Below are 25,617 nucleotides of genomic sequence, written 5' to 3'. Positions count from 1 at the left end.
AAATGGTCGCAACGCTCTATATCGATGGTGCTTGGAAAAGCGCATCCGATGGTGGGGCACATGATGTGCACAGCCCGCATAATCAAAGTGTTGTTGCAACCGTTTCACAGGCCACACAAGATGACGTTCTAGATGCGATCACTGCTGCACGCACTTCATTTGATTCAGGCATCTTTACTTCATGGAGCTTTGAGCAGCGCAGCGCACTAGTTGGCAAGATTGCAGATTTATTAGAGCGTGATTTAAAAGCAATTGCTAAAAAAGAAAGTGATGACACAGGAAAGCGCATCATCGAAGCTGAATATGACATCGCAGATGTCATCGCTACTTTTCGCCACTTTGCTGCCCTTGGTTTAAAACAACACGATCGCCTTGTAGATGTGGGTATTTCTCGCGTAAATAGCCGCATAGTTCATGAGCCTCTCGGTGTTTGTTCACTCATTGGCCCATGGAACTACCCGCTATTACAAATTGCCTGGAAAGTTGCACCGGCACTTGTTGCTGGCTGTTCCTTCATCGTTAAGCCATCTGAACTCACTCCACAAAGTGCTATCGCGCTAATGCATGCCATAGAAGAGGCTGGCACACCAAAAGGAGTTGCAAACTTAGTACTAGGTCCAGGCTCTGTAGTTGGCCACCATTTAATTAACGATCCACGCGTTGACATGGTTTCCTTCACTGGCGGGTTAAACACTGGCCAAACAATTATGAAGGCAGCTGTTTCAACAGTGAAGCGCTTAGCCCTTGAGCTAGGTGGAAAGAATCCACATATCATTTTTGCTGATGCAGATATAGATGCAGCAATTGATAACGCAGTCACTGCAGCGTTTTTGCACTCAGGCCAAGTCTGTTCTGCTGGAACACGTTTAATTGTTGAGCGCTCCATTCATGATCGTGTCGTTAAAGAGATCGTGCGCAGAGCTGGCCAGATTCGCCTTGGCGGACCTGATGATTTAACTGCTGAGACTGGGCCTCTGATCAGTAAGTCGCACCTAGAGGGTGTTACTAAGTATGTTGAAAAGGGAGTTGCTGAAGGTGCCACATTGTTAGTCGGTGGAAAGCGCAGCGAAAAGAGTGAGCATGCAAACGGCTGGTATTACCTGCCAACAGTTCTAGATAACTGCAATACAAAGATGTTTTGTGTTCAAGATGAATCATTTGGTCCAGTCATGACAGTGGAAGTTTTTGACACAGAGGCTCAAGCAATCGCTATTGCTAATGACACACCATTTGGTCTCTCAGGCGGGCTGTGGTCAAAGGATGCAGACAAAGCCGCTCGCGTTGCTAGCGCACTTCGTCACGGAACGATCTGGGTTAATGACTTTGGGCCATATAAGCCAGCGGCTGAATGGGGCGGATACAAGCAATCTGGCATCGGCCGTGAATTAGGTGAGCATGGTTTGGGCGAATACCTTGAAATCAAACACATTTGGACTAACAATGCTCCTAGTAAATCTGGCTGGTTTTCAGATGGGGGAGAAGGATAAATGGCTTCTGGTGCACCAATGATTTCTGTAAAGAATCTCTGGAAAGTATTCGGCGCCAATGCTGACAAGGTAGTCGGCTCACCATTAGTTGAACTGACTCGACCTGAGCTTCGCGCACAAACCGGTAACACTATTGCGGTCCGCGATGTTTCCTTCGATGTTGCTCCAGGTGAAGTATTCGTAGTGATGGGTCTTTCAGGATCTGGTAAATCAACTCTTGTTCGTTGCATGACCCGTTTGATTGAACCAACACAAGGCTCCATGACTTTTGAAGGCGAAGACATTCTAAAAGTTGATAATGCCCGTCTTCGCGAACTTCGCAAGACTCGTTTCTCTATGGTTTTCCAGCACTTTGGTTTATTGCCTCACCGCAATGTCATTGACAACATTGCTTACTCACTTGAAATCAATGGCGTTAACAAAGCAGATCGTCATAAGCGAGCAAATGAAGTAATTGAACTCGTTGGTTTACAAGGCTATTCACATGCCTACCCAGAACAACTCTCTGGTGGAATGCAACAGCGCGTTGGTCTTGCACGTGCATTAGCTGTTGATCCTCAGGTTCTTTTCTTAGATGAGCCTTTTTCAGCACTTGACCCACTTATCCGCCGCGATATGCAGCAAGAAGTTATCCGCTTGCACCACGAACTAGGCAAGACAATGGTCTTTATTACTCACGATCTATCTGAGGCTGTAAAAGTAGGAGATCGCATTGCAATCATGCGAGATGGTGCAATTGTTCAGATTGGAACCCCAGAGGATCTAGTTGCTAATCCTGCAGATGAATACGTTGCCAACTTCGTGCGCGATATCGCTAAGTCACATGTTCTGACATTGAAGCACTTAGCCAGAAAAGCAAAGCCTGGAGAAGATACTGATGGGCCAGAGCTTGCCGCTAACACCATCATTCGCGATGCCGCCCAAGTGATTTTGCAAGCCCATAAACCAGTACGGGTTAATGACAATGGCAAGGCGTTAGGAATTGTCTCTAGCGAGGATGTTTTGCGGTTAATTTCTGGTGGCGCTTAATGAAGGTTCGTAAGTCCTATCTTCTTCTAGCCTCAGTCACAGTCTGGATATTGCTGGGCCGTTTGCTCAACGGCACTCACACATTGCAGATAGCCACCTATGAAAACACCGCATTTACTAGTTACGTTGGTGAAAAAGCCCTCGATCTTCGCGGAAACCGAACTGAGAGCCCTGCCTTCATTTATTTCTTTAATCCCATACGCGGTGTAATTGATGGCTTTGTCCAAGCAATTAGAAACCTCATCTCAGTTCCAGCGCCCAACTCTGTCATTCCAATTATTGGCTGGTTAGGTGTAGTTGGAATCGTTGCTTTTGCAGTTTATGCAACAAGTCAGTGGAGAACTGCGCTTCTCTGCGTTTCACTTTTACTTGCATGTGGCGCTTTAGGGATGTGGCAGTTCACTATGGACTCCATTGCAATGACCTTGGCGGCAGTTCTACTTTCATTAGCAATTGGAATTCCATTAGGAATCTGGGCTGGCCTATCTGATCGGGTCTTAAAGATATTCACGCCCTTTTTAGATTTAGCTCAGATTTTGCCCACTCTTGTTTATATGGCACCAATTGCACTTGTCTTCATGATTGGTGCAGCTTCAGCAACTATTGCAACCATGATTTATTCCATTCCTATCGCAATACGTATTACAAGCCATGCGATTAGAAACTTAAATCAATCTCCAGTTGAAGCTGCAGAATCAATGGGTTCCACGCCAAAGCAAACTTTGTCCAAGGTCCAGATTCCTATGGCTAAGCAGATGATTGTTCTTGGCATTAATCAAACAGTTATGGCTGCCGTTTCATTCGTTGTGATCGCAGCACTCATTGGTGCACCTGGACTTGGTAAGCCAGTTATCGAAGCTTTGATTATTCGAAACGTTGGACAGGGCTTTGTTGCTGGTTTTGCCGTAGTTTTCCTCGCTATTTTGCTCGATCGCAGCACAAGTGCTGCAGCTAAGCGCCAAAGTACTTTTGTCCCACCTACGCCAAAGCAGATAAAAACAAAGCGAATCACACTTATTGTTGGGGCAATTCTTACAGTTGTATCTGTCTTTATGTCTCGCACAATGTTATGGGCAGCAGTTTGGCCAAAGGAAGTCACAATTGCTCCGCAAGTAGCAAAAGTTACGAATAATGTGACTGCATGGATTCTAGAAAACTTAACTATCTTTACTGAGGGTTTTAAAGACTTCATTTCATACGGCGTACTTAATCCACTTGAGACTCAGCTTGCGGCATCTCCTTGGTATGTGACAGTTGGAATGATTGTGGCTCTTGCATTGATTATTGGTGGAGCACGAACTGCAATTTTGGCATTTGTACTTTCCATGGCAATTGTCTTATCTGGTCTTTGGTATGAAGCAATGCTCACCCTTACCCAGACAATTGTTGGATGTTTGCTAACAATGATTGTTGGTCTGGCACTTGGTATCTGGACGGGACGAAATGATCGAGCAGAGAAAGTATTGCGACCATTTCTTGATGCCGGGCAAACTCTTCCAGCATTTGTTTACTTAGTTCCGATGCTGGGCTTATTTGGTCCTACTCGATTCACCGCCATCGCCACAGGCATTGTTTATGCCATTCCTGTTGTTGTGAAGATTGTTAGTGAAGGTATACGCGCAGTTCCAGATGCACTCGTTGAGGCAGCAACTGCTGCAGGCTCTACTACCCGCCAGATTATTACCAAGGTGCAATTGCCTGCGGCAAAGAAAACTATTTTGCTTGCAACTAACCAGGGACTGATCTATGTGCTGGCAGTGGTTGTTATTGGTGGCTTCGTTGGCGCAGGTGGACTTGGTTACTTAGTAATCGCTGGTAACTCCAAGCCAGAGCTGCAAGGCAAGGGCCTTATTGCCGGTGTTGCCATCTTGCTCTTAGGCGTAATTTTCGACCGGATTATGCAAGCCGGCGCCCGCCGCTCCTCATAAACACCGGGAATTAACCCCCTAAATCACTAGCCCTAGGCTCATCTGCGCCCTAGGCTATGCCAAAACATAAAACTCTTTAGGAGGGTTAATGAAATCACTATTCGGTCGTCGTTCGGCAATCGTTACTGCCGCACTTGCAACAGCACTGGTTCTTTCAGGTTGCAGCAGCAGCGTTAACGATTCAGCTGGCGAAGCCTCAGGAGACTGCGGTTCTTATGCAATTGCTATGCATGCTTGGGGCGGTTACACAGCTTCAGCACAAGTACTTGCAGAAGTAGCAAAAGCAGAATTGGGTTGCACAATTACTCAGACAACTCTAGAAGAAGGTCCAGTCACTTATGACGCAATGGAAGCTGGAACAATCGACGTACTAATCGAAGATTGGGGCGGTGGACGCTGGAAGGACTGGAGTGATCGCGGAGCTGTAGTTGAAGTTGGCGATAACGGAAACATTGGAATTATTGGTATGTATGTCGCTCCATGGATGGTTGAAAAGTATCCAGACATCACAGACTCAAAGAACCTCAACAAGTATGCAGCTCTATTCAAGACTGCAGATTCAGGTGGCAAGGGTGCATGGTTTGAAGGCCCAACTGGTTACACAACTATCGGTGAAAAGATGGTTTCTGCTAACAAGTTGAACTTCAAAGTTATCTTCTCTGGTTCAGAAGCAGCACTAGTTGATGGCTTCTTGAAGGCAGAAGAGAACAAGACTCCATTCATTGGTTATGCATGGCAGCCTTGGACACTTCACTCAAAGCTTCCAACACTTGAAGCAGCTCGCGTGAAGTTCCCTGCCAATGACTGGAGCGATCCAGCAGCGGCAAGTGGTCTAACTGACTACCCATCAACACCACTCAAGAAGTTGATTTCAAAGAAGCTCAATGATGCTAATGATTCATTTACTTCTCTTGTGAAGAACTTCTCATGGACTAATGCTGATCAGAACGGTGTTGCCGCAGATCTTGAAAGCGGAATGACAGCAGAAGAAGCAGCTAAGAAGTGGATTGCTGCTAACACTGCCACTGTTAATTCATGGCTAGGTAAGTAAAAACAGTCTAAGAAGCAAGGCCCTTACTCGGTGCAATTGGCCGAGTAAGGGCCTTGTTTTATTAGTAGACTTCCTGCCATGAGCGCGCAATATGACTACATCATCGTTGGTGGGGGCTCTGCGGGCTGCGCGCTAGCGAATCGTTTAAGTGAGAATCCCAACCATAAAGTTCTAGTTCTTGAAGCAGGACGTCGTGACTGGTTATGGGATGTTTTTATTCATATGCCAGCAGCGTTAGCTTTTCCAATCGGTAGCAAGTACTACGACTGGATGTATGAATCAGAGCCAGAGCCACATATGAACAATCGCCGCATTTATCATGCGCGTGGAAAAGTATTAGGTGGATCTTCATCCATCAATGGTCAGATCTGGCAGCGCGGTAATGCAATGGATTATGAGCGCTGGTCTAAAGATGAAGGAATGGCTAACTGGGATTACGCGCACTGCTTGCCATATTTTAAAAAGATGGAGAACTGTTTAGCAGATCCAAAGTCAGCATTTCGTGGAGATGACGGTCCGCTTAAATTAGAGCGTGGACCAGTCAAGGGCCCACTCTTTGCCGCATTCTTTAAAGCAACTGAAGAAGCAGGCTATCCACGAACTGATGATGTCAATGGTTATCGCCAAGAAGGTTTTGCCGCCTTTGATCGAAACGTTTATCGCGGACGCCGTTTGAGTGCATCTCGTGCATATCTATATCCAGTAATGAAGCGCAAAAACTTAAGCGTTAAAACCCGTGCACATGTCACCAAGGTTTTATTCAATGGCACAACTGCCACAGGTGTTGAAGTAATGATCCGTGGCAAGAAGCATGTGTTCACTTCACGTGAAGTTGTTTTATCTGGCGGCTCAATTAATACTCCACAGATTCTGCAGCTCTCAGGTGTTGGTAAGAAGGAAGATCTAGAAAAGCTTGGTATTAAAGTTGTTAAGGACTTGCCTGGTGTGGGTGCAAATCTGCAAGATCACCTAGAGGTCTATGTTCAATACAAGTGCAAGCTTCCTGTGACACAACAACCTATTACACAGTTCTGGCGCCGCCCATTTATTGGCGCAGCATGGTTGTTCTTTAGAAAAGGTCCAGGAGCCACAAATCAATTTGAAGCTGGTGGCTTTACACGAAGCAACAACGATGTTGCCTATCCCAACTTAATGTTCCACTTCCTGCCACTTGCCATTCGCTATGACGGCACTGGCGATACTCGTGGTCATGGCTACCAAGTCCACGTGGGGCCTATGTATTCAGATGCTCGTGGCTGGCTAAAGATCAAGAGCACTAACCCATTTGAGAAGCCTGCAATTCAATTTAACTATCTATCTACCGACCAAGACCGTCGTGAATGGGTGGAGGCCGTAAAGGTTGCACGTAACATTTTGACCCAGCCAGCAATGAATGATTTCAATGCTGGTGAATCATCACCTGGAAAATCAGTTTCAACTGATGAAGAGATTTTAGAGTGGGTAAGAAAAGATGCAGAGACTGCTCTCCACCCATCCTGCACAGCCAAGATGGGCACAGATGCAATGTCAGTTGTTGACCCACAGACTATGAAAGTCCATGGCGTTGAAGGTTTGCGCGTCTGTGATGCATCAGTTTTCCCATATGTCACAAATGGAAATATCTATGCACCAGTAATGATGGTTGCTGAAAAGGCTGCTGATTTAATTTTAGGTAAAACTCCACTGCCTGCTGAAAACATCGAGTTTTATCGCCATGCCAAGTGATGAGCTTGCGCCGTCATCTGTTGCGCGAGTTAAAGTTCAAAAAACCGATAGCGATGTTACTTCTTCAGATTCAGTAGTTGTTGAAGAGCCGCTTGAGATTCGAATCAAGCGTGGCAAAAGCGAAGATCAACTAGGAATCACCATGCGCACGCCAGGTGCTGACTTAGAGTTAGCCGCAGGTTTTTTGTGGGGAGAAGGCTTTTTAAAATCTCCTGATGAGTTAATTTCTGTAAAGGTATGTGCAGATAAATCCTTATCTCTTCGCCAACGTGCCAATGTCGTTATTGCTGAAATTAATGAGAATGCCGAAGAAGCAGTTCGCATCCTTGAGAGACGCTTCACCATTACATCGGCGTGTGGGGTGTGTGGATCAACAAACATTAGCGATCTGCATAAGCGCGAAGTGAAGAAAGTAGAGAAGGCTAAACACAGCATTCAAGAGTTGGCCCAGATGGTGGAACTACTAGATGGTCGCCAAAAAATCTTTGAAAAAACAGGTGGACTACATGCTGCAGCGCTAGTTAATCCAGAGGGCGTAGCGGTCTGGGTACGTGAAGATGTTGGTCGACATAACGCAGTCGATAAAGTAATTGGGGCAGCGCTTATGGATAAAAAGCTGCCGTTGGCTGATTGGACTTTAGTTGTCTCTGGCCGTGTGGGTTATGAGTTAGTACAAAAGGCGGTCTGTGCGGGCATTTCTGCATTAGTAGGGGTCAGTGCTCCAACATCTTTGGCCGTTGATTTAGCGGCGGAATTTAACTTAACCCTTCTTGCCTTTGCCCGTGGCGGTCACGCTAAGCAATATCTGCCAAGTTAATTGACCACCCGTATACTCACCCAATGTCATTCCCGCATCCATTAGATCCATTAAGCCATAGTGAGCAAGAGTTAATCGTTGCCCATTCTAGAAAAGCCTGGAAGTTAGAAGACCATCATCTCTTTGCAATGTTGCAACTACATGAGCCAACAAAGGCAGAGCTTTCATCGGGCAAGAAACTTGATCGCACAGCCCGCGTAACAATCTGGGATCGCAAAAAGGCTGTAGTGAGTGAAGGTCTTATTACAACCGATGGTGTTGCAAAAGAGTTTGTAGAAATTCCTGGAGCTAAATCTCCGGTGAGCGTTGTTGAATCAGCAGTTGCACTCGATGTGGTGCGCAAAGATAAATCTGTTATTGAGGCCCTTGCTCGCCGTGGAATTAATGACATCACAACAGTTCACATGGAGACCTGGCCAATCGGTGCACAAATTCCAGCGCACTTAGATGATGGTCGCAGACTTATTTGGACGCCGATGTGGCATCAACCAACACCGGATGCAAACTTTTATGCTCACCCAATCCATGGTCTGCATGCAATCGTTGATATCGATGCTGAAGAAGTTGTGGGCCTTGAAGATAACGCTGATGTGCCTATTCCACAGACACCTGGGCCTTATCGTGAATCTCAAACCGGTGGCAGCGTAAAACTAAAAGAGCTCAAGATTGATCAACCAGATGGCCCTTCATTTGATGTGCAAGGTTGGAATATCAAATGGGAGCGTTGGACATTTCGAATTGGCTTTGATCAGCGAGAAGGATTAGTAATCCATGACGTGCACTTTAATGATGAGGGAAAGACACGAAAGATTGCTCACCGCTTATCTATTGCAGAGTTAGTAATTCCTTACGGTGATCCAGCACAGGGTGCTTATCGCAAAAACGCTTTTGACACAGGAGAGTTTGGTTTAGGTAACTTCACTAACTCACTCACTCTTGGCTGTGATTGCCTGGGAGAGATTGTCTATTTAGATGCTGCTGTTACTGAGGGTGATGGCACCGTTCGCACGATAAAGAACGCTATCTGTATGCATGAAGAAGACTTTGGAATCCTATGGAAGCACGTGGACGTTGATGGTCACACAGAAGTGCGCCGTGGACGCCGCTTTGTTGCATCCTCCATTGTTACGGTCAACAACTATGAATACGGATACTTCTGGTATTTCTATCAAGATGGATCAATTGAGTTTGAAGCAAAGCTGACAGGAATTGTTTTAACACTTGCAGATAAGCCAGGTGCCGATCACCCATCGGCCACAGAGTTAGAACCAGGACTTTGGGCGCCATATCACCAACATATTTTGTGTGCTCGTATGGATTTAGAGATCGATGGTGTTAATAACTCAGTTGTTGAGATTGAATCATTTGCTCACCCTGTGGGGGAGAAGAATCCTTATGGTGGTGCTTATGAAACAAGTGAGACTGTCCTTAAGAGTGAGAGTGCAGCACAGCGCTTAGTTGATCCGATTAAGTCTCGTTTTTGGAAAGTTGTTAACCCCAATAAGAAAAATCATGTTGGGCACTCAATTGCTTACAAACTCATCCCGGGTCACACCACCTATCCACTTGCTCATAAAGAATCTGTGTTAGGTAAGCGAGCAGGCTTTATGTATAGCCACTTGTGGGTCACACCTAACGTTGAATCAGAGCGCTATCCAGCAGGAGATTATCCATTCCAACATGAGGGTGGTGCAGGTCTTCCTGAGTGGACTAAAAATGATCGCTCAATTGAAAACACTGACGTTGTTCTTTGGCATGTATTTGGAACTAACCACATTCCTCGCACAGAGGATTGGCCAGTAATGCCAGTAGAGCGCACAGGCTTTCACTTAAAGCCATCTGGTTTCTTTAGGAGAAGTCCTGCAATGGATGTTGCTTCATCAGAGGCCGTTGATACTGCATGCGATTGTTAAAACTTCGCGCCTACTTAAAAGCGGCTCACTTTGGGCCGACCATGCTTATTACTGCAATTTCATTTGTTCTGGGCGTACAACTCTGGTGGGAAGGCCCGGCATATTTCATTGCCTTCACAGTCTTTCTTGGCCAATTAATCATTGGCTGGAGCAATGATCTCTATGACTACCAAGATGATTTAAAACATAATCGAACTAATAAGCCTCTAGTTGCAGGAACTATCACGCCGGAAAACCTACGTAAAACAACCTTTATATTTATTCCTATTGCAGTAATTGCAAATCTGATTGGTCCTCTGGGATTAAAGGGTGGCAGTGTTTATTTGTTAGGTGTGGGATGCGGAATTGCATACAACTTCTACTTTAAGTTCTCACTTCTTTCACCACTTCCTTATGCAATTGCATGTGCTGCTTTGCCAGGTTCGATTTTCTATGCAGTAAATCGCACACCACCATTGTGGGTTTTGGCAGCTGGCTCGCTCCTAGGTGTCGCCTTTCATTTTCTCAATGTGATCAAAGATTTGGAACAAGATAGAACTAGCGCAATTGGGGGCTTGCCACAACGCTTGGGGAAGAAGATTTCGCTTGCTATAGCAATTATTCTCGCCGTAGCTGTCGGTTTTATCTTCAATCAAAGTCCTGTGAGCAAAGATTTCAGGTCAATAGAATTTCAAGAAAGTGCAGACTCATCTGTATTTAGCGTTGGGGGAGATCGTCCTACCTTTGTTACTTTGCCCACCGGCTATTCACAAAGCGTTCCTGCGCCTTTGATCATCGATCTCCATGGTTATTCGGGTTCGAGCGCCGACCAACAAGGTTTTGCGAAGATGGACGTTGCGGCAAATAAGCGAGGCGTGATCTATGCAGCTCTCGATGGCCTTATAGATAGTCAGGGCAATCAATTTTGGAATGCTTCTGAAGCATGTTGTAATTTCAATGCCAATCCAGTCGATGATGTCGCATATATTCAAGGCTTGATAGATGAAATATCTAAGAAGGTTTCAGTTGACCCTAAACGTATTTATCTTTTTGGCCATTCCAACGGACACTTTATGAGCTATAAATTTGCGTGCACGAAGCCTGAAACAGTTGCAGCTATCGCAGGATTGGCTGGTGCTATGGATATTGCATTAGATAACTGCGGAGCTAAATCTACTGTAAGTGTCTTACACATTCATGGCACCAATGATGATGTCATTAATTACGATGGTGGTCAGATTTTGGGAAATTTATTTACTTCAGCACAGGAAAGTGCGAAGCGCTGGGCAGGAATTAATCAGTGTTCACTCAATCCAAGAGTGGATAATGCCTTCGATTTAATCACTATCCTTGAGGGAAAAGAAACTATTCCAACTATTTACAGTTGTCCTAGCGCATCGGTTGAATTGTGGACTGTAGAAGATGGTTCCCACGGACCAATACTTGATTCATCGTTCGCCCTGCAAGTCATGGATTGGTTGTTAGCACACCCTAAGGGTTAACAATTATCTCTAACTGATAGACCTTAGTTGGATCATCTGAATTAACTAGCTTGACTGTGGTGGCACCAGATATCAGAGCTTTCAGAGCAGGATTTGTTATGAATCCACCTTGATCTCCACCTGGAACAAAGGAAACAATTCCATCACTTAATACTTCAGCGCTCCATTTAGCTGGGTCGGCAACCGTTAACACAATAGAACTACCTGCTCGCACAGAGACATCTGTTGTGGTGAGGGGATCAATCATGATGGGCGGTAGAACTTGAGCAAGTGGTCGACCACTTGCCTTCACAGTTTTTAAACTTTTTGCCACAGCTACTAACTGGGCATAAGTGATTCCACCAATACCTTGGACTTGAATCTCTGTTGCACTCAATCCCTTGACAGCCTTTGTTGTGAACATCAAATAACCACCCACACGGCCAATATCTTCAATCCCGCATCGCTTATAAGCAGCTACAGACATTTGTGAAGGGTCGCAGTAGGCATAGGCCTTAGCTTTGATGCCATTTACTAGAACTGTTTTTAGAAACTTAGAAAGACCAGGATCAGAGCATTTAACGCCAGCCATTGTTTGCATGATCTGCAAATAGCGCACAGTTCCACCGTATTGAACAAAGAGCCAATCTTGTTCATCTGGCTGGCAGGGAAGGAGAGAAAACTTTGTTGTTCTTAATCCCAAAGTATTACTTGGCTTATAGACCGAATAAGAAAGCGTGGTTTGAGAATCTGAGAACTTATCGCTAGCGGCCACGGCAGTGGCAGGTGCCAAAAACAGCAGCGCGAGAACGATGGCGATAGTTTTCTTCACAAGGGATAACTTAGCGCCCATCTCTGTCATATTCATTTGAAGTATGGGGGATTTTTTGTGGATAACCTCTCCACACACGCTCACCATTACACTTTTGCCATGGAATTACGCTTCACAAACGAGCTCATTGAGTGGCGTGGTCCTGCACCTTTCTACTTCATTCAAACCCCAGCAGATATCACTGAGGAGATAAAGGTTATTGCAGCAGCAAAGACTTATGGCTGGGGAGTCCTACACACCAATGTCACAATCAATACAACCCAATGGAAAACCGCACTCATACCTAAAGATGGTGCTTATTTAGTACCTATTAAGAACGCTATTCGTTTGCCACAGAAGTTAGAGCTAGGGCAGAGAGTTGATGTGAGGCTCTCTTTTGATCTCTAGATTGCTTTAACAACACAAAAGCCCCACAGAAGTTTATCTGTGAGGCTTTTGTACTATAGCTCGCATTTAGCGGCCTTTGACGTAGTACGTAAACAGTAGCACTCTGTTATCCACAAATATTCTTTTGTATGAATTGTTCATCTGATTTATCTCTACGTTCCTCTTTGTGTACCGCTGTAGCTCAGCGGATAGAGCAGGTCTTTGACGTAGGCCATGGGACGCGGGTTCGAATCCCGCCAGTGGTACACACTCTAAGTAGCCTCACAGTTCGTCGCGTGGGGCTACTTTTATTTACGATGAAGAAAGTTCTAGCAGCGGTTTTTTAGGTTTATCTTCTTCCAAACCCTTTAAAACTTCTGAGAGAACAGGCTTGACTGCGCTGATTCCCTGTTCTGCAGAGATCAACGCTTGTGCAAGGAAGCGGTTAAATTCGCGGCCAGTACTTGGTTGAAACAAAATACCGGAAGTCTTTTGACGATTACTCACATGGAAAATGTAATCACTTTCATCACTAGTAGTGGCAGCCCCGTTCCATTTAGAAAATAGCCATTCTTTGGTATTCATCATGCCGTTAAACATCAAGCGCTCAGTTGTTAAAACTACTTCTCCCACCTCTTTATAAACCTGGATCTCAGTACCCGAAACGAAGGTTCCACGGTTGGCACCAACGCGATAGCGGATGCCTGCCACGATAGGAATGCTTACGCCCTGACTGCTTCCTTCATAACGCCCAGCAGTTCTTCCAGTTTCATGGAATTGACCTTGCCCAGTCCACAAAACAAACTCACCTGGTTTTTGCACAGTTAAATTCGAAGCTGCATCTTCACCTTTTGCAGCTAAGGCGAAAGCTTCCTTAATCTTTGTGAAGATCTCGACATCACGCTCCCAATCAGCGTAACTGATTTCATATTCTCTTAAGGCGCTCTTATGTGCCCTCTTCGCTTTTAGGTTGGCCCAAAATCCCATGGCTCTATAGTGCCCTAATCAAGTGACAAATCGGGTGCGACCCTACTTACACTCCGCCAACCTCGCCTTAACCATCGCCAGAATCAACTTAGTATCAACATCCCAATCGTTGGGCACACCAATCGTCTTTTTCTTCACCACCAGATCTTCCATCTTGTGGGCAAAGGCATCAATGACATCTGTGCTCCATGGGGAGATAGAGATGTGCTTGCTGGAAGCACTTGCACCAAAGACGTAATGGCCATCAATTTTCATCATTGGTTGGTTCCACGCAATAACTAGCTCTGCCTTTGGGTATTTGGTTGTGATTGCCTTAAAGATTGTGCGCATCGTTTTAGCTTGATCTTTACCAATTGATTGATAGAACTGTGTGGGAGTTTCAAATTTGCGGGTTGTTAGTGAGCCCCTGGAATACATAACAAGGGCATTTGCATGAGCTTGGCTAAAGCCATGGTTTTCACGAAGGAATGCGATCTGAGCTGGGTATTTCTCATCAGCTAAATCCTTCATTACAGAGAACCAATAGGACATTGTGCGTCCATACTTTTTCTCTATAGAAGGAAAATGCGCCTCACGGGAGGGATCTTTAGTAGCCACATGCCAAGAATACCCAATAACGCAACTGGTAACTGGCACTATGTACTCATGAGCAAAGAGATCACTTCATCCACACTTCGTCGCTACAACCTCATCGCTGGTGTTTTCCACTTAGCCCAAATGCTTGTGGTCCTAGCACTTTCTAATGACTTCTCACTTCCCATCGTTGCCCGCTATATGTCGGGCCCACCAGGAAGTACTTTTGCTGATCCCATCACTTTACTGAACACCCCAGTGGGATTGACAGTTGCAATCTTTCTAGGTCTATCTGCTTTCTTTCACTTCCTGGTTGCATCACCGCAGTACTTTGGTCGCTATAGCACCGGGATAGCTGCGCAGCGTAACTATTTCCGTTGGGTTGAATACAGCATTTCTTCATCAGTAATGATTGTCTTAATCGCTCAGATATGTGGTGTGAGCGATGTGAGCGCTCTTATTGCAATCTTTGGTGTGAACGCCTCAATGATTCTCTTTGGTTGTTTGCAAGAAAAGTATGAGAGCCCAGGAAATGGCGGCTGGCTTCCATTTATTTTTGGCTGCATCGCAGGCATCGTTCCTTGGCTAAGCCTAGTTTTCTATGTCTTTGCAATAGGTGGGCCTGGTGAGGCTAAGGCACCAGCATTTGTCTATGGCGTTGTTATCTCAATCTTTGTTCTCTTTAATACTTTTGCCATCGTGCAGTACTTGCAATATAAAAAGGTGGGCAAGTGGAGTAACTACATCAGGGGAGAGAAGACCTACATCACGCTCTCACTGATCGCTAAATCAGCACTTGCTTGGCAGATCTTTGCTTCAACCCTTGTTGGCTAAGAGCTTTCAAGGCTAGTTTCATCATCGAAAAAGAAGGAGGCGCACATGGCCACAGCTAAAAAGGCCGTTGCAAAGAAATCTGTTAAGACAACGGTCATTGAAACCCACCATGATCGAGTGGATTGGCGCTCTCTCTATCTCTATGCCGTCTGCTTGATTACTTTGCTTGTTGTTCTCTTTTCTACAGTCTCTCTCATCAATGCAATCATGAATGCAGTTTTTCCTGATCCTGCCTATGTTGATATCTACTCAAAGCCTGAAAACTCACCATCAGCTGATTTACTTGATCAGCAAGAGCGCAATAACCAGATTCAAGCGGTGAAGAGAATTTTCACCTCATTTATTACTATTGTCGTGGCAGCGCCTTTATATCTCTATCACTGGCGCCAGACTAAAAAAGCATAAATCTAAGAGCGCTAAAGGGAAAAGAGAAGCTCATGTCATTTGTCATGTATTCAACTAGCTGGTGTGGCTACTGCAAGCGCCTTAAATCACAACTTGCAGATCTTGGTGTCACATTCGATGAAATCAACATCGAAGAAGTTCCAGGAACTGCTGAGATTGTTGAGAAGGTCAATGGCGGAAATCGCACCGTGCCCACACTTGTATTTAGTGATGGAGAGGCAATGACTAACCCATCTGCCAAGCAAGTAGTGGAGAAGTTGGCCTCTTTAGGGCTTTAGAACAATACGGATTGGGTTGCCAACTTTGTTGGCTAACTTATCCAACGCATCTCCGGCGCTTTCAAGAGGTAAAACTTCACTTACTGAGTGAGAGAGATCCAAACGCCCAGAGGCTGCAAGTTCAATGAGCTCAGTTACGTGATGGGCCTCTGAGCCATAGTGGCCCATGATCTGTGTACGCATGTAGGTAAAGGCCATATCGTTTGGAATCACAATAGGTTCATTAGCAATACCAACAATAACTAAGCGCCCTTGTTCACCCAACATAGATAACGCCTGTTTTCTAACAGGAGATACTCCTGCAAAATCAAAGACTGCGTTTAAGCCACGGTGCTTTTTTAACTCAGCATCATCAGGGGCAAAGGCAAAGTCGGCGCCGCGCGCTAGAGCGTTAGAGCGTGCATCTTCACGAGGATCAATTGCAATAACAGATGCGCCAATGATTTTAAGTAGTTGCACAGCATGTATTCCAAGGCCCCCCACACCAAAGACAGCGACCTTCTCACCTGCCACAACATGTCCCGTTGATGTAATTGCGGCCCACGGTGTTGAAACAGCATCTGGAATGATTGCTGCTTGTTCAAAGGCCAATGAATCAGGAATCTTTGCAACGAGCTCTGCTTTAGTAACAACGTATTCGGCCCAGCCGCCGTCATAGTCAAAGCCCATCGTTGTTATCTGTTGGTTTGCATTGCGCTCACCGGCAATAACTACAACTCGATCGCCAACAGTAGATGTTGTGACACCTGCGCCGACTTGATCAATAGTTCCTGCTACTTCATGACCGAGTGTGACGTGATCACCCTCTAGGTAGCCGGGAGATAAAATGCCTTCTAGAAAGTGCACATCAGATAAACACACACCAGCAGCACCTACTTTAATTCTCACTTGCCCAGCCCCTGCATCTGGCGTTGGCACATCGACAACCTCAAAGGCGCGTGTAGAAACGCTTATTCTTCCTGCTCTCATGTGAGTTTGCCTTCTGCTCGGTTAATCAATGTGTTCACTGCATCGCCAAAGCCAGCAAATGCTGGATTAGTTGTTTGTCCCACCTTATAGCGGGCCCAAATCTGTTGAATGATCACAGCTAATCTAAAGAGGCCAAAGACTTCATAGAAAGTAAAGTCTGCGCATGTGCGACCGCTTAACTCTAGATAGCGCTGCACAAACTCATTGCGTGTGGGCATTCCTTCTAGGTGACTAGGTTGGCGACGAAGGGATGCAAAAGCAGGTTCATCATCTCGATCCACCCAATAGGCAAGGGAGGAACCTAAATCCATCAAAGGATCACCAACTGTTGCAAGCTCCCAATCCAATACGCCAACAATTCGTGCTTTCTCTAAATCAAATACAACGTTATCTATGCGCCAATCACCATGGATGACACAGGAATCAACATCTTCTGGCTTATTGGCATCTAACCACGCCATTACCTTTTCACCGTTTGGCACATCATCAGTTAAAGCGTTGCGATATCGCTTTGACCAACCCTCCACCTGGCGTGCCACATAGCCACTACCTTTGTTGAGCTCACTTAAAACAGAGGCATCAACACCGTGTAGTTGCACCAGACCATTAATGAGCGAATCAGCCATGATGGCAACATCACTGGAAGTAATATCTTTTTCGATATCTCTCCTAAAGATATCTCCCACAACCCGCTCCATGACATAGAAATCGCAGCCCATGATGGAGTGGTCTTCGCATAATGCAAACATCTTGGGCACTAAGTCATAGCTTGGCTTTAAGCGAGATTGAATTAAGAACTCACGCTTCATATCGTGAGCAGAGACTGCCTTAGTTCCAACGGGCGGCCTGCGCAGCACTAACTCTTGTCCTGGGTATTGCAAAAGATAAGTCAGATTGGATGCACCGCTTCTAAACTGCATAACCTGCGGAGCATCTTTATGGGTAATAAAAGGTTGCAACCATGCATGCATGGCATCAACATCAAAGCGATCCTCTTCGCGGACCGCGGTTAAATCCTTCATGACAAATAAGGCTTGATTTCTAAACGTGCAATATCTCGAATATGCACTTCATCTGGGCCATCGACAATGCGCAGCGTTCTCATGCCTGCATAGAGGGATGCAAGGGGAGTGTCCTGGCTTACTCCTGCTCCGCCATAGCTTTGTATTGCATGATCAATAATGCGCTCTGCCATTTGTGGCACAGCCACCTTGATTGCAGCAATCTCTTTGCGAGCACCTTTTGCTCCAACAGTGTCAATCATCCAAGCAGCTTTGAGTACTAACAAACGTGCTTGTTCAATATCAATGCGTGCTTGGGCAATCCACTCTTGGATTACTCCTTGTTTTACAAGCTCTTTACCAAAAGCCTCACGTGAGACCGTGCGCTTAATCATCAGAGACAAAGCACGTTCTGCCATACCAATAGCTCTCATGCAGTGATGAATACGACCAGGACCAAGGCGGGCTTGGGCTAGTGCAAAGCCTTCACCTTGGGCCCCAAGAAGGTTTGTCTTTGGTACTCGCACATTCGTAAAGGAAACTTCAGCATGACCATGTTGATCCACATAACCAAAGACAGTTAAGTTGCGCTCAACTTTAACTCCTGGAGTATTCATCGGCACCAGCACCATAGATTGCTGATGGTGATCATCTGCTTCAGGATTAGTTTTGCCCATCACAATAAGAATCTGACAACGCTCATCCATCGCACCTGTTGTCCACCACTTTGTGCCATTGATGACGAAATCATTACCGTCAGTAGTAATAGAGGTTCTAATGTTTCTAGCATCACTTGATGCCACATCAGGCTCTGTCATTGCAAAGGCAGAACGAATACGGCCATCAAGGAGTGGTTCTAACCAAGTCTTCTTTTGTTCCTCGGTTGCAAACATATCTAGCAGCTCCATGTTGCCTGTGTCAGGTGCTGCGCAGTTGATTGCCTCTGGTGCTAACTCAGGAGACCAACCAGTTATCTCTGCCAGCGTTGCATACTCAGTCACAGATAAACCATGTTCTGGGTTGTGACTATGTGGCAAAAACAGATTCCATAAACCAAGTGCTCGAGCTTTCTTCTTGAGCTCTTCCACAACAGGGGGAAGGCCATGTGGTTTGCCGGCAGCTGCTAACTCTTCGCGTTGTTTTTCATAGATTGCCTCTGATGGAAAAACATCAGAGTCCATGAAAGCTTGCAGTTTGGCTGCGTATTGGCTTGTCTTAGCGCTTAAGGAGAAGTCCATGCCTTAACCTTACGCATAGTTACCCAATTTGAGGAGAAGAAGAATGAGCATTCTGGACCGCTTCCGTTTAGATTCAAAAGTGGCAGTGGTCACCGGCGCATCCTCAGGTCTTGGCGTTGCATTTGCTAAAGCCTTAGCCGAGGCAGGAGCAGACGTTGTTCTAGGTGCTCGTCGCACAGATCGCCTGGATGAAACAGGTGCTCTAGTAACAGCTACTGGGCGCAAATACGCAGCCCTCACAACAGATGTGACAAAGGTTGAGGATTGCGATGCACTCATTGCTCTGGCCATGGAAAAGTTTGGCCGCGTTGATATCTTGGTTAATAACGCAGGTGTTGGCACAGCAGTTCCTGCAACCCATGAAACACCAGAGCAATTTAAATCTGTTATTGATGTCAATCTCTTTGGTGCTTATTGGATGTCTCAAGCTTTTGCTAGAGCAAACAAAGGCGGCGGCGCTATTGTTAACATCTCAAGCATCTTGGGATTAAAGCCTCAAGGTCTGCCACAAGCAGCCTATGCCTCCTCTAAGGCAGGTCTAATTGGTTTAACCCGAGATCTAGCTGCGCAGTGGACGGGGCGCAAAAACATCAGAGTGAATGCTCTTGCTCCAGGTTTCTTTCCTTCAGAGATGAGTGATGAACTACCAAAAGATATGGTCGAGATGGTCAAGATGTTCACACCAGCAGGTCGCCTAGGAGATCCAGAGGAGTTAGCAGCAACGCTAATCTGGTTAGTCAGTGATGCTTCTAGTTATGTAACAGGGATTACCGTGCCAGTTGATGGTGGATTGGTGATGCCGTAGTCATTTTCAACACTTTGACTTAGGCTGAGATTATGCAGAGGAAATCGCATCTAGCGTTAGCGATTGTTGTGCTGCTCTCTCTTTCTTCACCTGTGTATGCAGCTGCCCCAAAGCCTGGCACAGCTTGTAAGAAAGTTGGCCAAACAAGCACATCAGCCGGAATCAAATACACCTGTGTTAAGTCAGGAAAGAAGTTGGTGTGGAATAAAGGGGTTGCGCTCAAGAAAGCCGAACCTGCACCTGCGCCAAGTCCAGAAACAAAAGTTGAGATTAAGAACCTGCTTGCATCGGACCCACGTATAACCTTGATTTCTGGGCTAACAGCCTTGGATACATGCAAGACTGAAGATAAGACCCCAGATCAACACTATGGAGGGGTTTTAAAGCATAGAAATGGTTTTCCAAGACCATCTGAAACTGTGTATGGGAAAAAACTTGGGAAAATGTTAATCATTCCCATGGGATTTAATGACCTTCCATTTCGTTTTGAAAAGATACAACGAGGTCAAGTCTTTTCCTCAGATCTAGATCTTCTTAACGAAACTATTCCCTATATAAAAGAGTCCTTTCAAAAGCTCTCTGCCGGCCGCTTTGAACTAGTCATCGATGTTTTACCTCAGTCTGAGTGGTGGGCCATCGATGCAGATAATCCATTAAGTGGAGTCTGGGGAGTTGATAACTTCTCAACAATTTCAGATGTGATTAACAAACATAAGAGCAGCTTTAAATTTGATGACTACGACACTTTTGCCTTCATCACAGGAAACGGAATGCCAGGCCAGAGTGGTCTGGGATCGGCTCAAGCCTCCTTTGGCCTCAAAGTGAAGAACTCCAAAACAGGCACTATTAACGCCATTCTCTTAGCAGGTGGCATAACCAACACCACGCTATGGGTTCACGAACTAGGGCACTCACTATTTTCTTTTGAAGATCTCTATCTTTTTAGTGAGGCGCAGAGTCAAACCTCAGGCACTTTGCGTAAATCAGATATGGATGTTCCCAACAAGTGGGATTTGATGGCTAACTCTTCTAGAGGCCTTGGATTACTTGAATGGAACAGATTGCTCATGGGTTGGCTCTATGAAAATGAAGTTCGTTGTTTGAGTGATCAAAAATCTTCCACTCACTACCTCACAGATGCTGACACCACCACAGATCCCAAGTTGCTCACGATTAACCTTGCACCTGGTGTGACACTTGCAGCTGAGGTGCGCCCAGGCTCTGGAAGTGAGAAAGGTTTGCTTCTTTATCTCATCAACACCTATGTAGGCCACGGAGAAGGACCCATCCTTACGCAAAACTCTGTCCTCACAAAAGGACAATCCAAATCAATGCTTGGTTGGCAGTTCACCGTTATTGATAGCAATGATGATGGAGTTCTCTTTGAAGCTATAAAAACAGATATTGATAAGTTTGTTCCACCTCCACCAAAGCCAGCAGATAACAATCCTGGCCAACCCACCTCACCTATACGAGTCACTAGAGGGGACATAGTCCCTACTGGTTCACTGCAAGGCCGAGCAACCTGGAATGTGACAGGCCATGAGTCATACAGGCTCTATGTAACAGATGTAGTGGACTTCCAGAAGGTTTACTTTGAAACGGGCTATGTCAATGATTCAAGAAATCCTTTAGTTATTGATATTAAAGGGCTGGTCTGTAAAAAGGAGTTTCGCACCATGACTGAGTTCTTTACAGAAAAAAATGGCAAAGGTGAACGATTGGTCATGCCAAGCTTTCAGCTGCGCGACTTACCGTGTCCCTAAGTAGTTTTACTTGCGCACAATATTGATTAAGTAACTTAAGCCAAAGCCAAAACCAACAGCAGCATAAAGGTAGCTAAACCAGGTGATTTCACCTGGAATCATAAGAGTTAACACCCCGAGGCCAGTTGCGCTCACACACATCACCTTTGCAACGTTGCCCACACCGCTATCCGTGCTGTTTTTAGAGTTGTTCCACATGTTCCCAGCTAAGGCCACAAGAGTTATCGCAATCATGCGCATGGACCAGATCATGGGTTCGTTCTTATCTAGACCTAGAAGATCAAGAAAAAGAGAAGGTGCAATAAGAAGAAAGAGCGCAGATGCGCCAAAGACCATAGAGCCAGCTTTTAATGTAGTTCTAATTCCGTTGTAGTTCATAGATAAGAGGTTACAACCCATCCTTTGGCTTGAGGCGCTTAAACAGGGCAACAATTGCGCCAATTACAACAAGTAAAAACCCTATTGGCACACTGCCCATCAACAACCAGAGATAGCCACCACTTCCTGAACCCTCATCAAACATGGATGTGCCATTGATGAGGGATGTAAGAAAGGCAAGGGCTATAGGCAAAAAGGCTATGACCAGGCCTGCGCGTATTAAAGGTATTTTCTTCACAAAAAAGATCACAAAGAGGATTGCATTAAACAAAGCGAGAAAGAGAATAAGAAAGAGCGCGCCAAAGCCGTTAGCGCTGCGGTTGCCCTCAGTAACTAAGGTGGAGAAGTAGCGGTAGATAAGAAGGGCGTTAATAGCTCCTGCGCAGATGAGGATGATTGTTTTAGGGCGCATGCTGTAAGGGTAGAGGCATAGGTGCGGTTGCGAACATGAGCCCTGCACCTAAGAGTTAGTGGCTTTACCGGGTGCTCAAGAGCCACTAGCAAGCCTCTACGCCTAAAGGTCACACATGAGCTCACTAGCCCTTAATTGCGCCTTCCATGACACCTTTAACAAGCTGCTTGGATACAAGGAAGAAAAGAATGATGAGTGGGAGAGTGGCAAAGAAAGCTGCACCCATTTGAGCCGCATGGTTGACTAAGTAAGCCTGCTCTTTCATTTGTGCAATTGCCATCTGGATTGTGAGAAGTTTATCTCCATCCAAAATCAACATCGGCCATAAGAAATCATTCCATGCATTCAAGAACGAGAAGAGACCCATTACCAAGGCTGTTGGCCTTACTAGTGGAAACACAATCTTGGTATAAATCTGCCACGGAGATGCACCATCAATACGAGCAGCTTGGATCACTTCATCGGTAATGACGGCACTAATGCTCTGGCGCATCCAAAACACACCAAATGCCGAAACTAAACCAGGAACGATAATGGCCTTGAGGTCATTATTCCATCCGAGCCTGGTTACGAGAATATACATAGGAATTATGCCCAGCTGCCCTGGAATCATCATCGTCAGGAGAATAAATGCAAAGAATTGCTTCTGGCCCCTAAATTTAAGCTTTGCGAAAGCGTAGCCTGCAAAGGTGCAGAAGAAGATATGAGAGATGGCCATAGTAAATGCAATTGTGAATGAGATCAGAATTGCCCGACTAATATTTGCATATTGAAAAATAACATCGAATGTATTTCCTAATTCATCACCCAATGTGAATCGTGGGGGATTCTTAGCAATCTCATTCTTCTTATTTGATGCTACAACCAACATCCACCAAAATGGGAATGCAACTAGAAATGTGCTTATTGAGAGAACTACATAAGCCGCAAATGACCCAAGTTGGATTCGCTTCTTAGTTTTTCGCGGGGTAACTGCTACAAGTTGTGTCATGTTAGTCCTTCGCAATCTTGCTAGCTATAGTCGCATTAATTATCGCAAAAATGACAACACAGAAGAATATAAATATTCCAATTGCTGCTCCATAACCGAATTGGAATTTTCTAAAAGCTTCTTCATAAAGAAACATCGCTAGTGTGTAGAACTGTTTATCATTTCCACCTGTGATACCGCCAAGAATGTATGGTTCATTGAAGGTCTGAAGGCCACCGATTGTGGACATGGTCACCGTGAAGATGAGAACATTTCGTATGCCGGGCAGAGTGATAAATCTGAATTGCTCCCAGGCATTGGCTCCATCTAGCTGGGCTGATTCATAGAGCTCCTTGGGAATGGACTGCATAGCTGCCAGGTAGATAAGGGCGTTATAGCCCGTCCAGCGCCAAATAATCATGGTTGCAATTTCTACGTGGCTCGAAAATGTTCCATTCATCCAGTTGATCTTGTCAATTCCAAAAAAACTGAGCGCATAGTTGATTAATCCAAAATCGCGACCATAGAGAGAACTGAAAATAACAGCGATTGCAAGGACTGAAGTAACGTTAGGAATAAGAATAGCTGAACGCCAGAAGCCTGAGAATCTCAAGCGAGTGCGGTTGAGAAGAGTTGCCATATAAAGGGCTAGAGCAAGTTGGGGGACAGTTCCAAGGACCCAGATACTCAAAGTATTTCTTAGCGCTTTCCAGAGAGTGTCATCGGCAAGTAAATTTGTGAAGTTTGCAAGTCCAATAAAGATTTTTTCCCCAAGTGGATCCCAGCTAAAGAAAGCCATATAACTTGTGTAGAGAATTGGGAAAATACCAAAAATCAAATAGAGAAAATAGAATGGAGAAACCGCAAAGAATGCAAGGCGACCCTCTCCAGCACGAATTGAAGATTTTTTCTTAGCTCGATTAATTATCGGTAGTTTCATTTCTCTCCATCATTGTTGCGATTCTACGAATTAGGGAATACCGAGGGTGGTAGTGAATGAATCACTACCACCCCCAGACCCGCCCCTTGCATAAGGAGATTAAGGGTTAAGAAAGAGCCTTAATCTTCTTAATTTCCTTCATGAGCTGCGCCCAAGAAGCTGCTGGAGTTTGCTTACCAGAAGCCATGCGACCAACAGCTGCGTTGTAGGCATCCTTAACAGATACCTGGTACTTACCTTCGTAGATAGGCTTCTTAATAGCCATAACTACATCTGAGTAAATCTTGCCAATTGGAGCGTTATTCCAAGCAACATCCTTAGCAGCTAAGAACTTTGGATCCTTGTAAACAGCTGGTGTTGTAGGAAGAACACCCTTATCAAGGAAGAGCTTTAGCTGTTGTGCTGGTGCTAGAACCCAGCTGATGAACGCCCAAGCTTCCTTAGGGTGAGAAGCGAACTTAGGAATCACAAGCTGTGATCCACCCCAGTTAGCTCCGCCGCCAGGCATTTGCGCTACATCCCATGCACCAGGAATATCCTTTGCATTGTTTTGGATGTTAGAAAGCAACCATGAAGGACAAAGCATTGCAGCAAAAGCTCCATTGCCCATTCCTTGGTTCCAGTCGCTGCTCCATAGTTCAATTTCAGCTGAAAGCTTCTTAGTTGCAAAAGTTGCAGCAAGGTCATAAGCCTTCTTAACCTGTGGAACTTCTACGATCTTGTCAGTCTTCTTGTCATAGAACTGCACGCCGTCAGCACCTTGACGAGAAACACCTTCAAATAGTGAACCAACGTTATCTAGGAATGGCTTACCTGTTGCAGTAACGTACTTTTGTGCAAACGCGGTGAGCTTTTCTGGTGTAGAGGTTGCAGCAGAAACTGCGCCTCGCTCATTTGGAAGGCCAGCCTTCTTGAGCAAATCTTGGCGGTAACACATTGCAAGTCCGCCGACATCTGTTGGAATACCAATGATGGTTCCATCGCGAGCAACTCCTTGCTCCCAACGCCAGTTAATGAAAGTCTTTTCAAGAGTGTTTGCTTTGAAAGTCTTTCCAAGGTTGGTAAACAACTGTGGATATGCCTTAAATCGGGAAGAGTATCCAACTTCTACGCAAGCAATATCTGGTCCTGAACCAGCGATTAGCTGAGTGAGCAAACCATCATGGTGAGCATTGAAATCAGCTGTTTTCACCTTAACTTTGATGTTTGGGTTGACCGTCTCCCACTCTTTTAGAAGATTAGAGAGGTTGAGATCATTAAAGCAGCTGAGAGTAATCTCAACTGGAGCAGCTACTGCAGGAGCAGCTGGGGCAATAAGAGCTCCCATCACTGCAAATGCAGCAAGAATTCGAACCTTTCGAATTTTTTTGAACATGTATCCTCCGGATTAAATGTGCTCCCTGAGAACGGTTCCCAAGCATGAACTCCATGAGCCATGAGAGCGCTCTTATAA

25 protein-coding genes and 1 tRNA gene are annotated in these 25,617 nt (G+C 45.4%); 15 read left to right on the top strand and 11 right to left on the bottom strand.

What is annotated here, in order from left to right; genetic code table 11:
- The first annotated feature begins 2 nt into the window (after positions 1-2).
- The 8 genes from A7sIIA15_RS04940 (at position 3) to A7sIIA15_RS04905 (ending at position 11,431) form a co-directional block, all read left to right on the top strand.
- On the top strand, positions 3-1,487 hold the full coding sequence (locus A7sIIA15_RS04940; protein ID WP_095686058.1) for an aldehyde dehydrogenase family protein: 1,485 nt from the start codon (positions 3-5) through the stop codon (positions 1,485-1,487).
- Positions 1,488-2,516 (top strand): quaternary amine ABC transporter ATP-binding protein, encoded by a 1,029-nt coding sequence (locus A7sIIA15_RS04935; RefSeq protein ID WP_095686057.1) that lies wholly within the window; start codon positions 1,488-1,490, stop codon positions 2,514-2,516. It begins immediately after the preceding gene.
- Positions 2,516-4,444 carry an ABC transporter permease gene (locus A7sIIA15_RS04930; RefSeq protein ID WP_095686056.1) on the top strand — a complete coding sequence of 643 codons (1,929 nt, stop codon included), beginning with the start codon at positions 2,516-2,518 and terminating at the stop codon, positions 4,442-4,444. The genes A7sIIA15_RS04935 and A7sIIA15_RS04930 overlap by 1 nt, the downstream gene beginning before the upstream one ends.
- An 88-nt stretch (positions 4,445-4,532) precedes the next feature.
- Positions 4,533-5,495 (top strand): glycine betaine ABC transporter substrate-binding protein, encoded by a 963-nt coding sequence (locus A7sIIA15_RS04925; protein WP_095686055.1) that lies wholly within the window; start codon positions 4,533-4,535, stop codon positions 5,493-5,495.
- A 78-nt stretch (positions 5,496-5,573) separates the two neighbouring features.
- Complete coding sequence (betA, locus tag A7sIIA15_RS04920; RefSeq protein WP_095686054.1) at positions 5,574-7,220, top strand: choline dehydrogenase; 1,647 nt, start codon at positions 5,574-5,576, stop codon at positions 7,218-7,220.
- The gene (fdhD, locus tag A7sIIA15_RS04915) at positions 7,210-8,037 is read left to right on the top strand and encodes a formate dehydrogenase accessory sulfurtransferase FdhD (RefSeq protein WP_095686053.1); all 828 of its coding nucleotides are present in this window, start codon (positions 7,210-7,212) and stop codon (positions 8,035-8,037) included. Before betA ends, fdhD begins: the two co-directional genes overlap by 11 nt.
- A gap of 23 nt (positions 8,038-8,060) precedes the next feature.
- Positions 8,061-9,950, top strand: coding sequence for a primary-amine oxidase (locus tag A7sIIA15_RS04910; RefSeq protein WP_095686052.1), 1,890 nt, complete (start codon positions 8,061-8,063; stop codon positions 9,948-9,950).
- Positions 9,938-11,431, top strand: a complete 1,494-nt coding sequence (locus A7sIIA15_RS04905) for a UbiA family prenyltransferase (protein ID WP_095686051.1) — start codon at positions 9,938-9,940, stop codon at positions 11,429-11,431. Before A7sIIA15_RS04910 ends, A7sIIA15_RS04905 begins: the two co-directional genes overlap by 13 nt.
- Here A7sIIA15_RS04905 and A7sIIA15_RS04900 read toward each other — a convergent pair.
- Positions 11,421-12,278: a hypothetical protein gene (locus A7sIIA15_RS04900; RefSeq protein ID WP_095686050.1), complete on the bottom strand. Its 858-nt coding sequence runs from the start codon at positions 12,276-12,278 to the stop codon at positions 11,421-11,423. The genes A7sIIA15_RS04905 and A7sIIA15_RS04900 overlap by 11 nt on opposite strands.
- A gap of 63 nt (positions 12,279-12,341) precedes the next feature.
- Here A7sIIA15_RS04900 and A7sIIA15_RS04895 point away from each other — a divergent pair, with 63 nt between their 5' ends.
- Together A7sIIA15_RS04895 and A7sIIA15_RS04890 are read left to right on the top strand one after the other, a co-directional pair.
- Positions 12,342-12,629, top strand: coding sequence for a DUF1905 domain-containing protein (locus A7sIIA15_RS04895; protein WP_095686457.1), 288 nt, complete (start codon positions 12,342-12,344; stop codon positions 12,627-12,629).
- A 170-nt stretch (positions 12,630-12,799) separates the two neighbouring features.
- Positions 12,800-12,874, top strand: a tRNA-OTHER gene (locus tag A7sIIA15_RS04890).
- A 46-nt stretch (positions 12,875-12,920) separates the two neighbouring features.
- Here A7sIIA15_RS04890 and A7sIIA15_RS04885 read toward each other — a convergent pair.
- On the bottom strand, positions 12,921-13,595 hold the full coding sequence (locus A7sIIA15_RS04885; RefSeq protein ID WP_095686049.1) for a hypothetical protein: 675 nt from the start codon (positions 13,593-13,595) through the stop codon (positions 12,921-12,923).
- Between the two features lie 42 nt (positions 13,596-13,637).
- Positions 13,638-14,192, bottom strand: a complete 555-nt coding sequence (locus A7sIIA15_RS04880; protein ID WP_223298236.1) for a DUF4287 domain-containing protein — start codon at positions 14,190-14,192, stop codon at positions 13,638-13,640.
- Positions 14,193-14,240: 48 nt separating this feature from the next.
- On the opposite strand from A7sIIA15_RS04880, the gene heR reads away from it, so the two are divergent.
- From heR to A7sIIA15_RS04865, 3 genes are read left to right on the top strand one after another with little or no spacing between them, the layout of a single operon-like run.
- Positions 14,241-15,002 carry a heliorhodopsin HeR gene (gene heR / locus A7sIIA15_RS04875; RefSeq protein WP_095686455.1) on the top strand — a complete coding sequence of 254 codons (762 nt, stop codon included), beginning with the start codon at positions 14,241-14,243 and terminating at the stop codon, positions 15,000-15,002.
- Positions 15,003-15,047: 45 nt separating this feature from the next.
- A complete protein-coding gene (locus A7sIIA15_RS04870) occupies positions 15,048-15,407 on the top strand; it encodes a hypothetical protein (RefSeq protein ID WP_095686048.1) in 360 nt (119 codons plus the stop codon).
- 32 nt (positions 15,408-15,439) lie between these two features.
- The gene (locus tag A7sIIA15_RS04865; RefSeq protein ID WP_095686047.1) at positions 15,440-15,685 is read left to right on the top strand and encodes a mycoredoxin; all 246 of its coding nucleotides are present in this window, start codon (positions 15,440-15,442) and stop codon (positions 15,683-15,685) included.
- Here the strand turns inward: A7sIIA15_RS04865 and A7sIIA15_RS04860 are convergent.
- Genes A7sIIA15_RS04860 through A7sIIA15_RS04850 form a run of 3 tightly spaced genes read right to left on the bottom strand, consistent with a single transcriptional unit; the run spans position 15,674 to position 18,893 of the window.
- The gene (locus A7sIIA15_RS04860; RefSeq protein ID WP_095686046.1) at positions 15,674-16,654 is read right to left on the bottom strand and encodes a zinc-binding dehydrogenase; all 981 of its coding nucleotides are present in this window, start codon (positions 16,652-16,654) and stop codon (positions 15,674-15,676) included. The two genes, A7sIIA15_RS04865 and A7sIIA15_RS04860, sit on opposite strands and share 12 nt — an antisense overlap.
- Positions 16,651-17,676, bottom strand: coding sequence for a phosphotransferase family protein (locus A7sIIA15_RS04855; RefSeq protein ID WP_095686045.1), 1,026 nt, complete (start codon positions 17,674-17,676; stop codon positions 16,651-16,653). The genes A7sIIA15_RS04860 and A7sIIA15_RS04855 overlap by 4 nt, the downstream gene beginning before the upstream one ends.
- Positions 17,673-18,893, bottom strand: coding sequence for an acyl-CoA dehydrogenase family protein (locus A7sIIA15_RS04850; RefSeq protein ID WP_095686044.1), 1,221 nt, complete (start codon positions 18,891-18,893; stop codon positions 17,673-17,675). Before A7sIIA15_RS04850 ends, A7sIIA15_RS04855 begins: the two co-directional genes overlap by 4 nt.
- A gap of 43 nt (positions 18,894-18,936) precedes the next feature.
- Between A7sIIA15_RS04850 and A7sIIA15_RS04845 the strand changes: the two genes are divergently transcribed.
- Entirely contained in the window at positions 18,937-19,698 is a 762-nt protein-coding gene (locus A7sIIA15_RS04845) for an SDR family NAD(P)-dependent oxidoreductase (protein ID WP_095686043.1), read from the top strand.
- A 32-nt stretch (positions 19,699-19,730) separates the two neighbouring features.
- Positions 19,731-21,464 (top strand): hypothetical protein, encoded by a 1,734-nt coding sequence (locus A7sIIA15_RS04835; RefSeq protein WP_150123726.1) that lies wholly within the window; start codon positions 19,731-19,733, stop codon positions 21,462-21,464.
- A gap of 6 nt (positions 21,465-21,470) precedes the next feature.
- Here A7sIIA15_RS04835 and A7sIIA15_RS04830 read toward each other — a convergent pair whose 3' ends face one another.
- The 5 genes from A7sIIA15_RS04830 to A7sIIA15_RS04810 all read right to left on the bottom strand — a co-directional run bounded on the left by A7sIIA15_RS04830 (position 21,471) and on the right by A7sIIA15_RS04810 (position 25,539).
- Positions 21,471-21,842, bottom strand: coding sequence for a hypothetical protein (locus tag A7sIIA15_RS04830; protein ID WP_095686040.1), 372 nt, complete (start codon positions 21,840-21,842; stop codon positions 21,471-21,473).
- 10 nt (positions 21,843-21,852) lie between these two features.
- Positions 21,853-22,254 (bottom strand): hypothetical protein, encoded by a 402-nt coding sequence (locus A7sIIA15_RS04825; protein WP_095686039.1) that lies wholly within the window; start codon positions 22,252-22,254, stop codon positions 21,853-21,855.
- A gap of 124 nt (positions 22,255-22,378) precedes the next feature.
- Complete coding sequence (locus A7sIIA15_RS04820; protein ID WP_095686038.1) at positions 22,379-23,245, bottom strand: carbohydrate ABC transporter permease; 867 nt, start codon at positions 23,243-23,245, stop codon at positions 22,379-22,381.
- 1 nt (position 23,246) lies between these two features.
- Positions 23,247-24,164 carry a carbohydrate ABC transporter permease gene (locus A7sIIA15_RS04815; protein WP_095686037.1) on the bottom strand — a complete coding sequence of 306 codons (918 nt, stop codon included), beginning with the start codon at positions 24,162-24,164 and terminating at the stop codon, positions 23,247-23,249.
- 106 nt (positions 24,165-24,270) lie between these two features.
- Positions 24,271-25,539, bottom strand: coding sequence for an ABC transporter substrate-binding protein (locus A7sIIA15_RS04810; RefSeq protein ID WP_095686036.1), 1,269 nt, complete (start codon positions 25,537-25,539; stop codon positions 24,271-24,273).
- Positions 25,540-25,617: the final 78 nt, after the last annotated feature.

This window comes from Candidatus Planktophila vernalis, assembly GCF_002288185.1.
Taxonomy (GTDB): domain Bacteria; phylum Actinomycetota; class Actinomycetes; order Nanopelagicales; family Nanopelagicaceae; genus Planktophila; species Planktophila vernalis.
Note: the sequence above shows the minus strand (reverse complement) of the source record. Positions and strands in the feature narration are given on the sequence as shown.

Coding starts and splice junctions, on each gene's coding strand:
- A7sIIA15_RS04940 (WP_095686058.1), top strand. CDS start 3: ATGGTCGCAACGCTCTATATCGATGGTGCTTGGAAAAGCGCATCCGAT.
- A7sIIA15_RS04935 (WP_095686057.1), top strand. CDS start 1,488: ATGGCTTCTGGTGCACCAATGATTTCTGTAAAGAATCTCTGGAAAGTA.
- A7sIIA15_RS04930 (WP_095686056.1), top strand. CDS start 2,516: ATGAAGGTTCGTAAGTCCTATCTTCTTCTAGCCTCAGTCACAGTCTGG.
- A7sIIA15_RS04925 (WP_095686055.1), top strand. CDS start 4,533: ATGAAATCACTATTCGGTCGTCGTTCGGCAATCGTTACTGCCGCACTT.
- betA (WP_095686054.1), top strand. CDS start 5,574: ATGAGCGCGCAATATGACTACATCATCGTTGGTGGGGGCTCTGCGGGC.
- fdhD (WP_095686053.1), top strand. CDS start 7,210: ATGCCAAGTGATGAGCTTGCGCCGTCATCTGTTGCGCGAGTTAAAGTT.
- A7sIIA15_RS04910 (WP_095686052.1), top strand. CDS start 8,061: ATGTCATTCCCGCATCCATTAGATCCATTAAGCCATAGTGAGCAAGAG.
- A7sIIA15_RS04905 (WP_095686051.1), top strand. CDS start 9,938: ATGCGATTGTTAAAACTTCGCGCCTACTTAAAAGCGGCTCACTTTGGG.
- A7sIIA15_RS04900 (WP_095686050.1), bottom strand. CDS start 12,278: ATGAATATGACAGAGATGGGCGCTAAGTTATCCCTTGTGAAGAAAACT.
- A7sIIA15_RS04895 (WP_095686457.1), top strand. CDS start 12,342: ATGGAATTACGCTTCACAAACGAGCTCATTGAGTGGCGTGGTCCTGCA.
- A7sIIA15_RS04885 (WP_095686049.1), bottom strand. CDS start 13,595: ATGGGATTTTGGGCCAACCTAAAAGCGAAGAGGGCACATAAGAGCGCC.
- heR (WP_095686455.1), top strand. CDS start 14,241: ATGAGCAAAGAGATCACTTCATCCACACTTCGTCGCTACAACCTCATC.
- A7sIIA15_RS04870 (WP_095686048.1), top strand. CDS start 15,048: ATGGCCACAGCTAAAAAGGCCGTTGCAAAGAAATCTGTTAAGACAACG.
- A7sIIA15_RS04865 (WP_095686047.1), top strand. CDS start 15,440: ATGTCATTTGTCATGTATTCAACTAGCTGGTGTGGCTACTGCAAGCGC.
- A7sIIA15_RS04860 (WP_095686046.1), bottom strand. CDS start 16,654: ATGAGAGCAGGAAGAATAAGCGTTTCTACACGCGCCTTTGAGGTTGTC.
- A7sIIA15_RS04855 (WP_095686045.1), bottom strand. CDS start 17,676: ATGAAGGATTTAACCGCGGTCCGCGAAGAGGATCGCTTTGATGTTGAT.
- A7sIIA15_RS04850 (WP_095686044.1), bottom strand. CDS start 18,893: ATGGACTTCTCCTTAAGCGCTAAGACAAGCCAATACGCAGCCAAACTG.
- A7sIIA15_RS04845 (WP_095686043.1), top strand. CDS start 18,937: ATGAGCATTCTGGACCGCTTCCGTTTAGATTCAAAAGTGGCAGTGGTC.
- A7sIIA15_RS04835 (WP_150123726.1), top strand. CDS start 19,731: ATGCAGAGGAAATCGCATCTAGCGTTAGCGATTGTTGTGCTGCTCTCT.
- A7sIIA15_RS04830 (WP_095686040.1), bottom strand. CDS start 21,842: ATGAACTACAACGGAATTAGAACTACATTAAAAGCTGGCTCTATGGTC.
- A7sIIA15_RS04825 (WP_095686039.1), bottom strand. CDS start 22,254: ATGCGCCCTAAAACAATCATCCTCATCTGCGCAGGAGCTATTAACGCC.
- A7sIIA15_RS04820 (WP_095686038.1), bottom strand. CDS start 23,245: ATGACACAACTTGTAGCAGTTACCCCGCGAAAAACTAAGAAGCGAATC.
- A7sIIA15_RS04815 (WP_095686037.1), bottom strand. CDS start 24,164: ATGAAACTACCGATAATTAATCGAGCTAAGAAAAAATCTTCAATTCGT.
- A7sIIA15_RS04810 (WP_095686036.1), bottom strand. CDS start 25,539: ATGTTCAAAAAAATTCGAAAGGTTCGAATTCTTGCTGCATTTGCAGTG.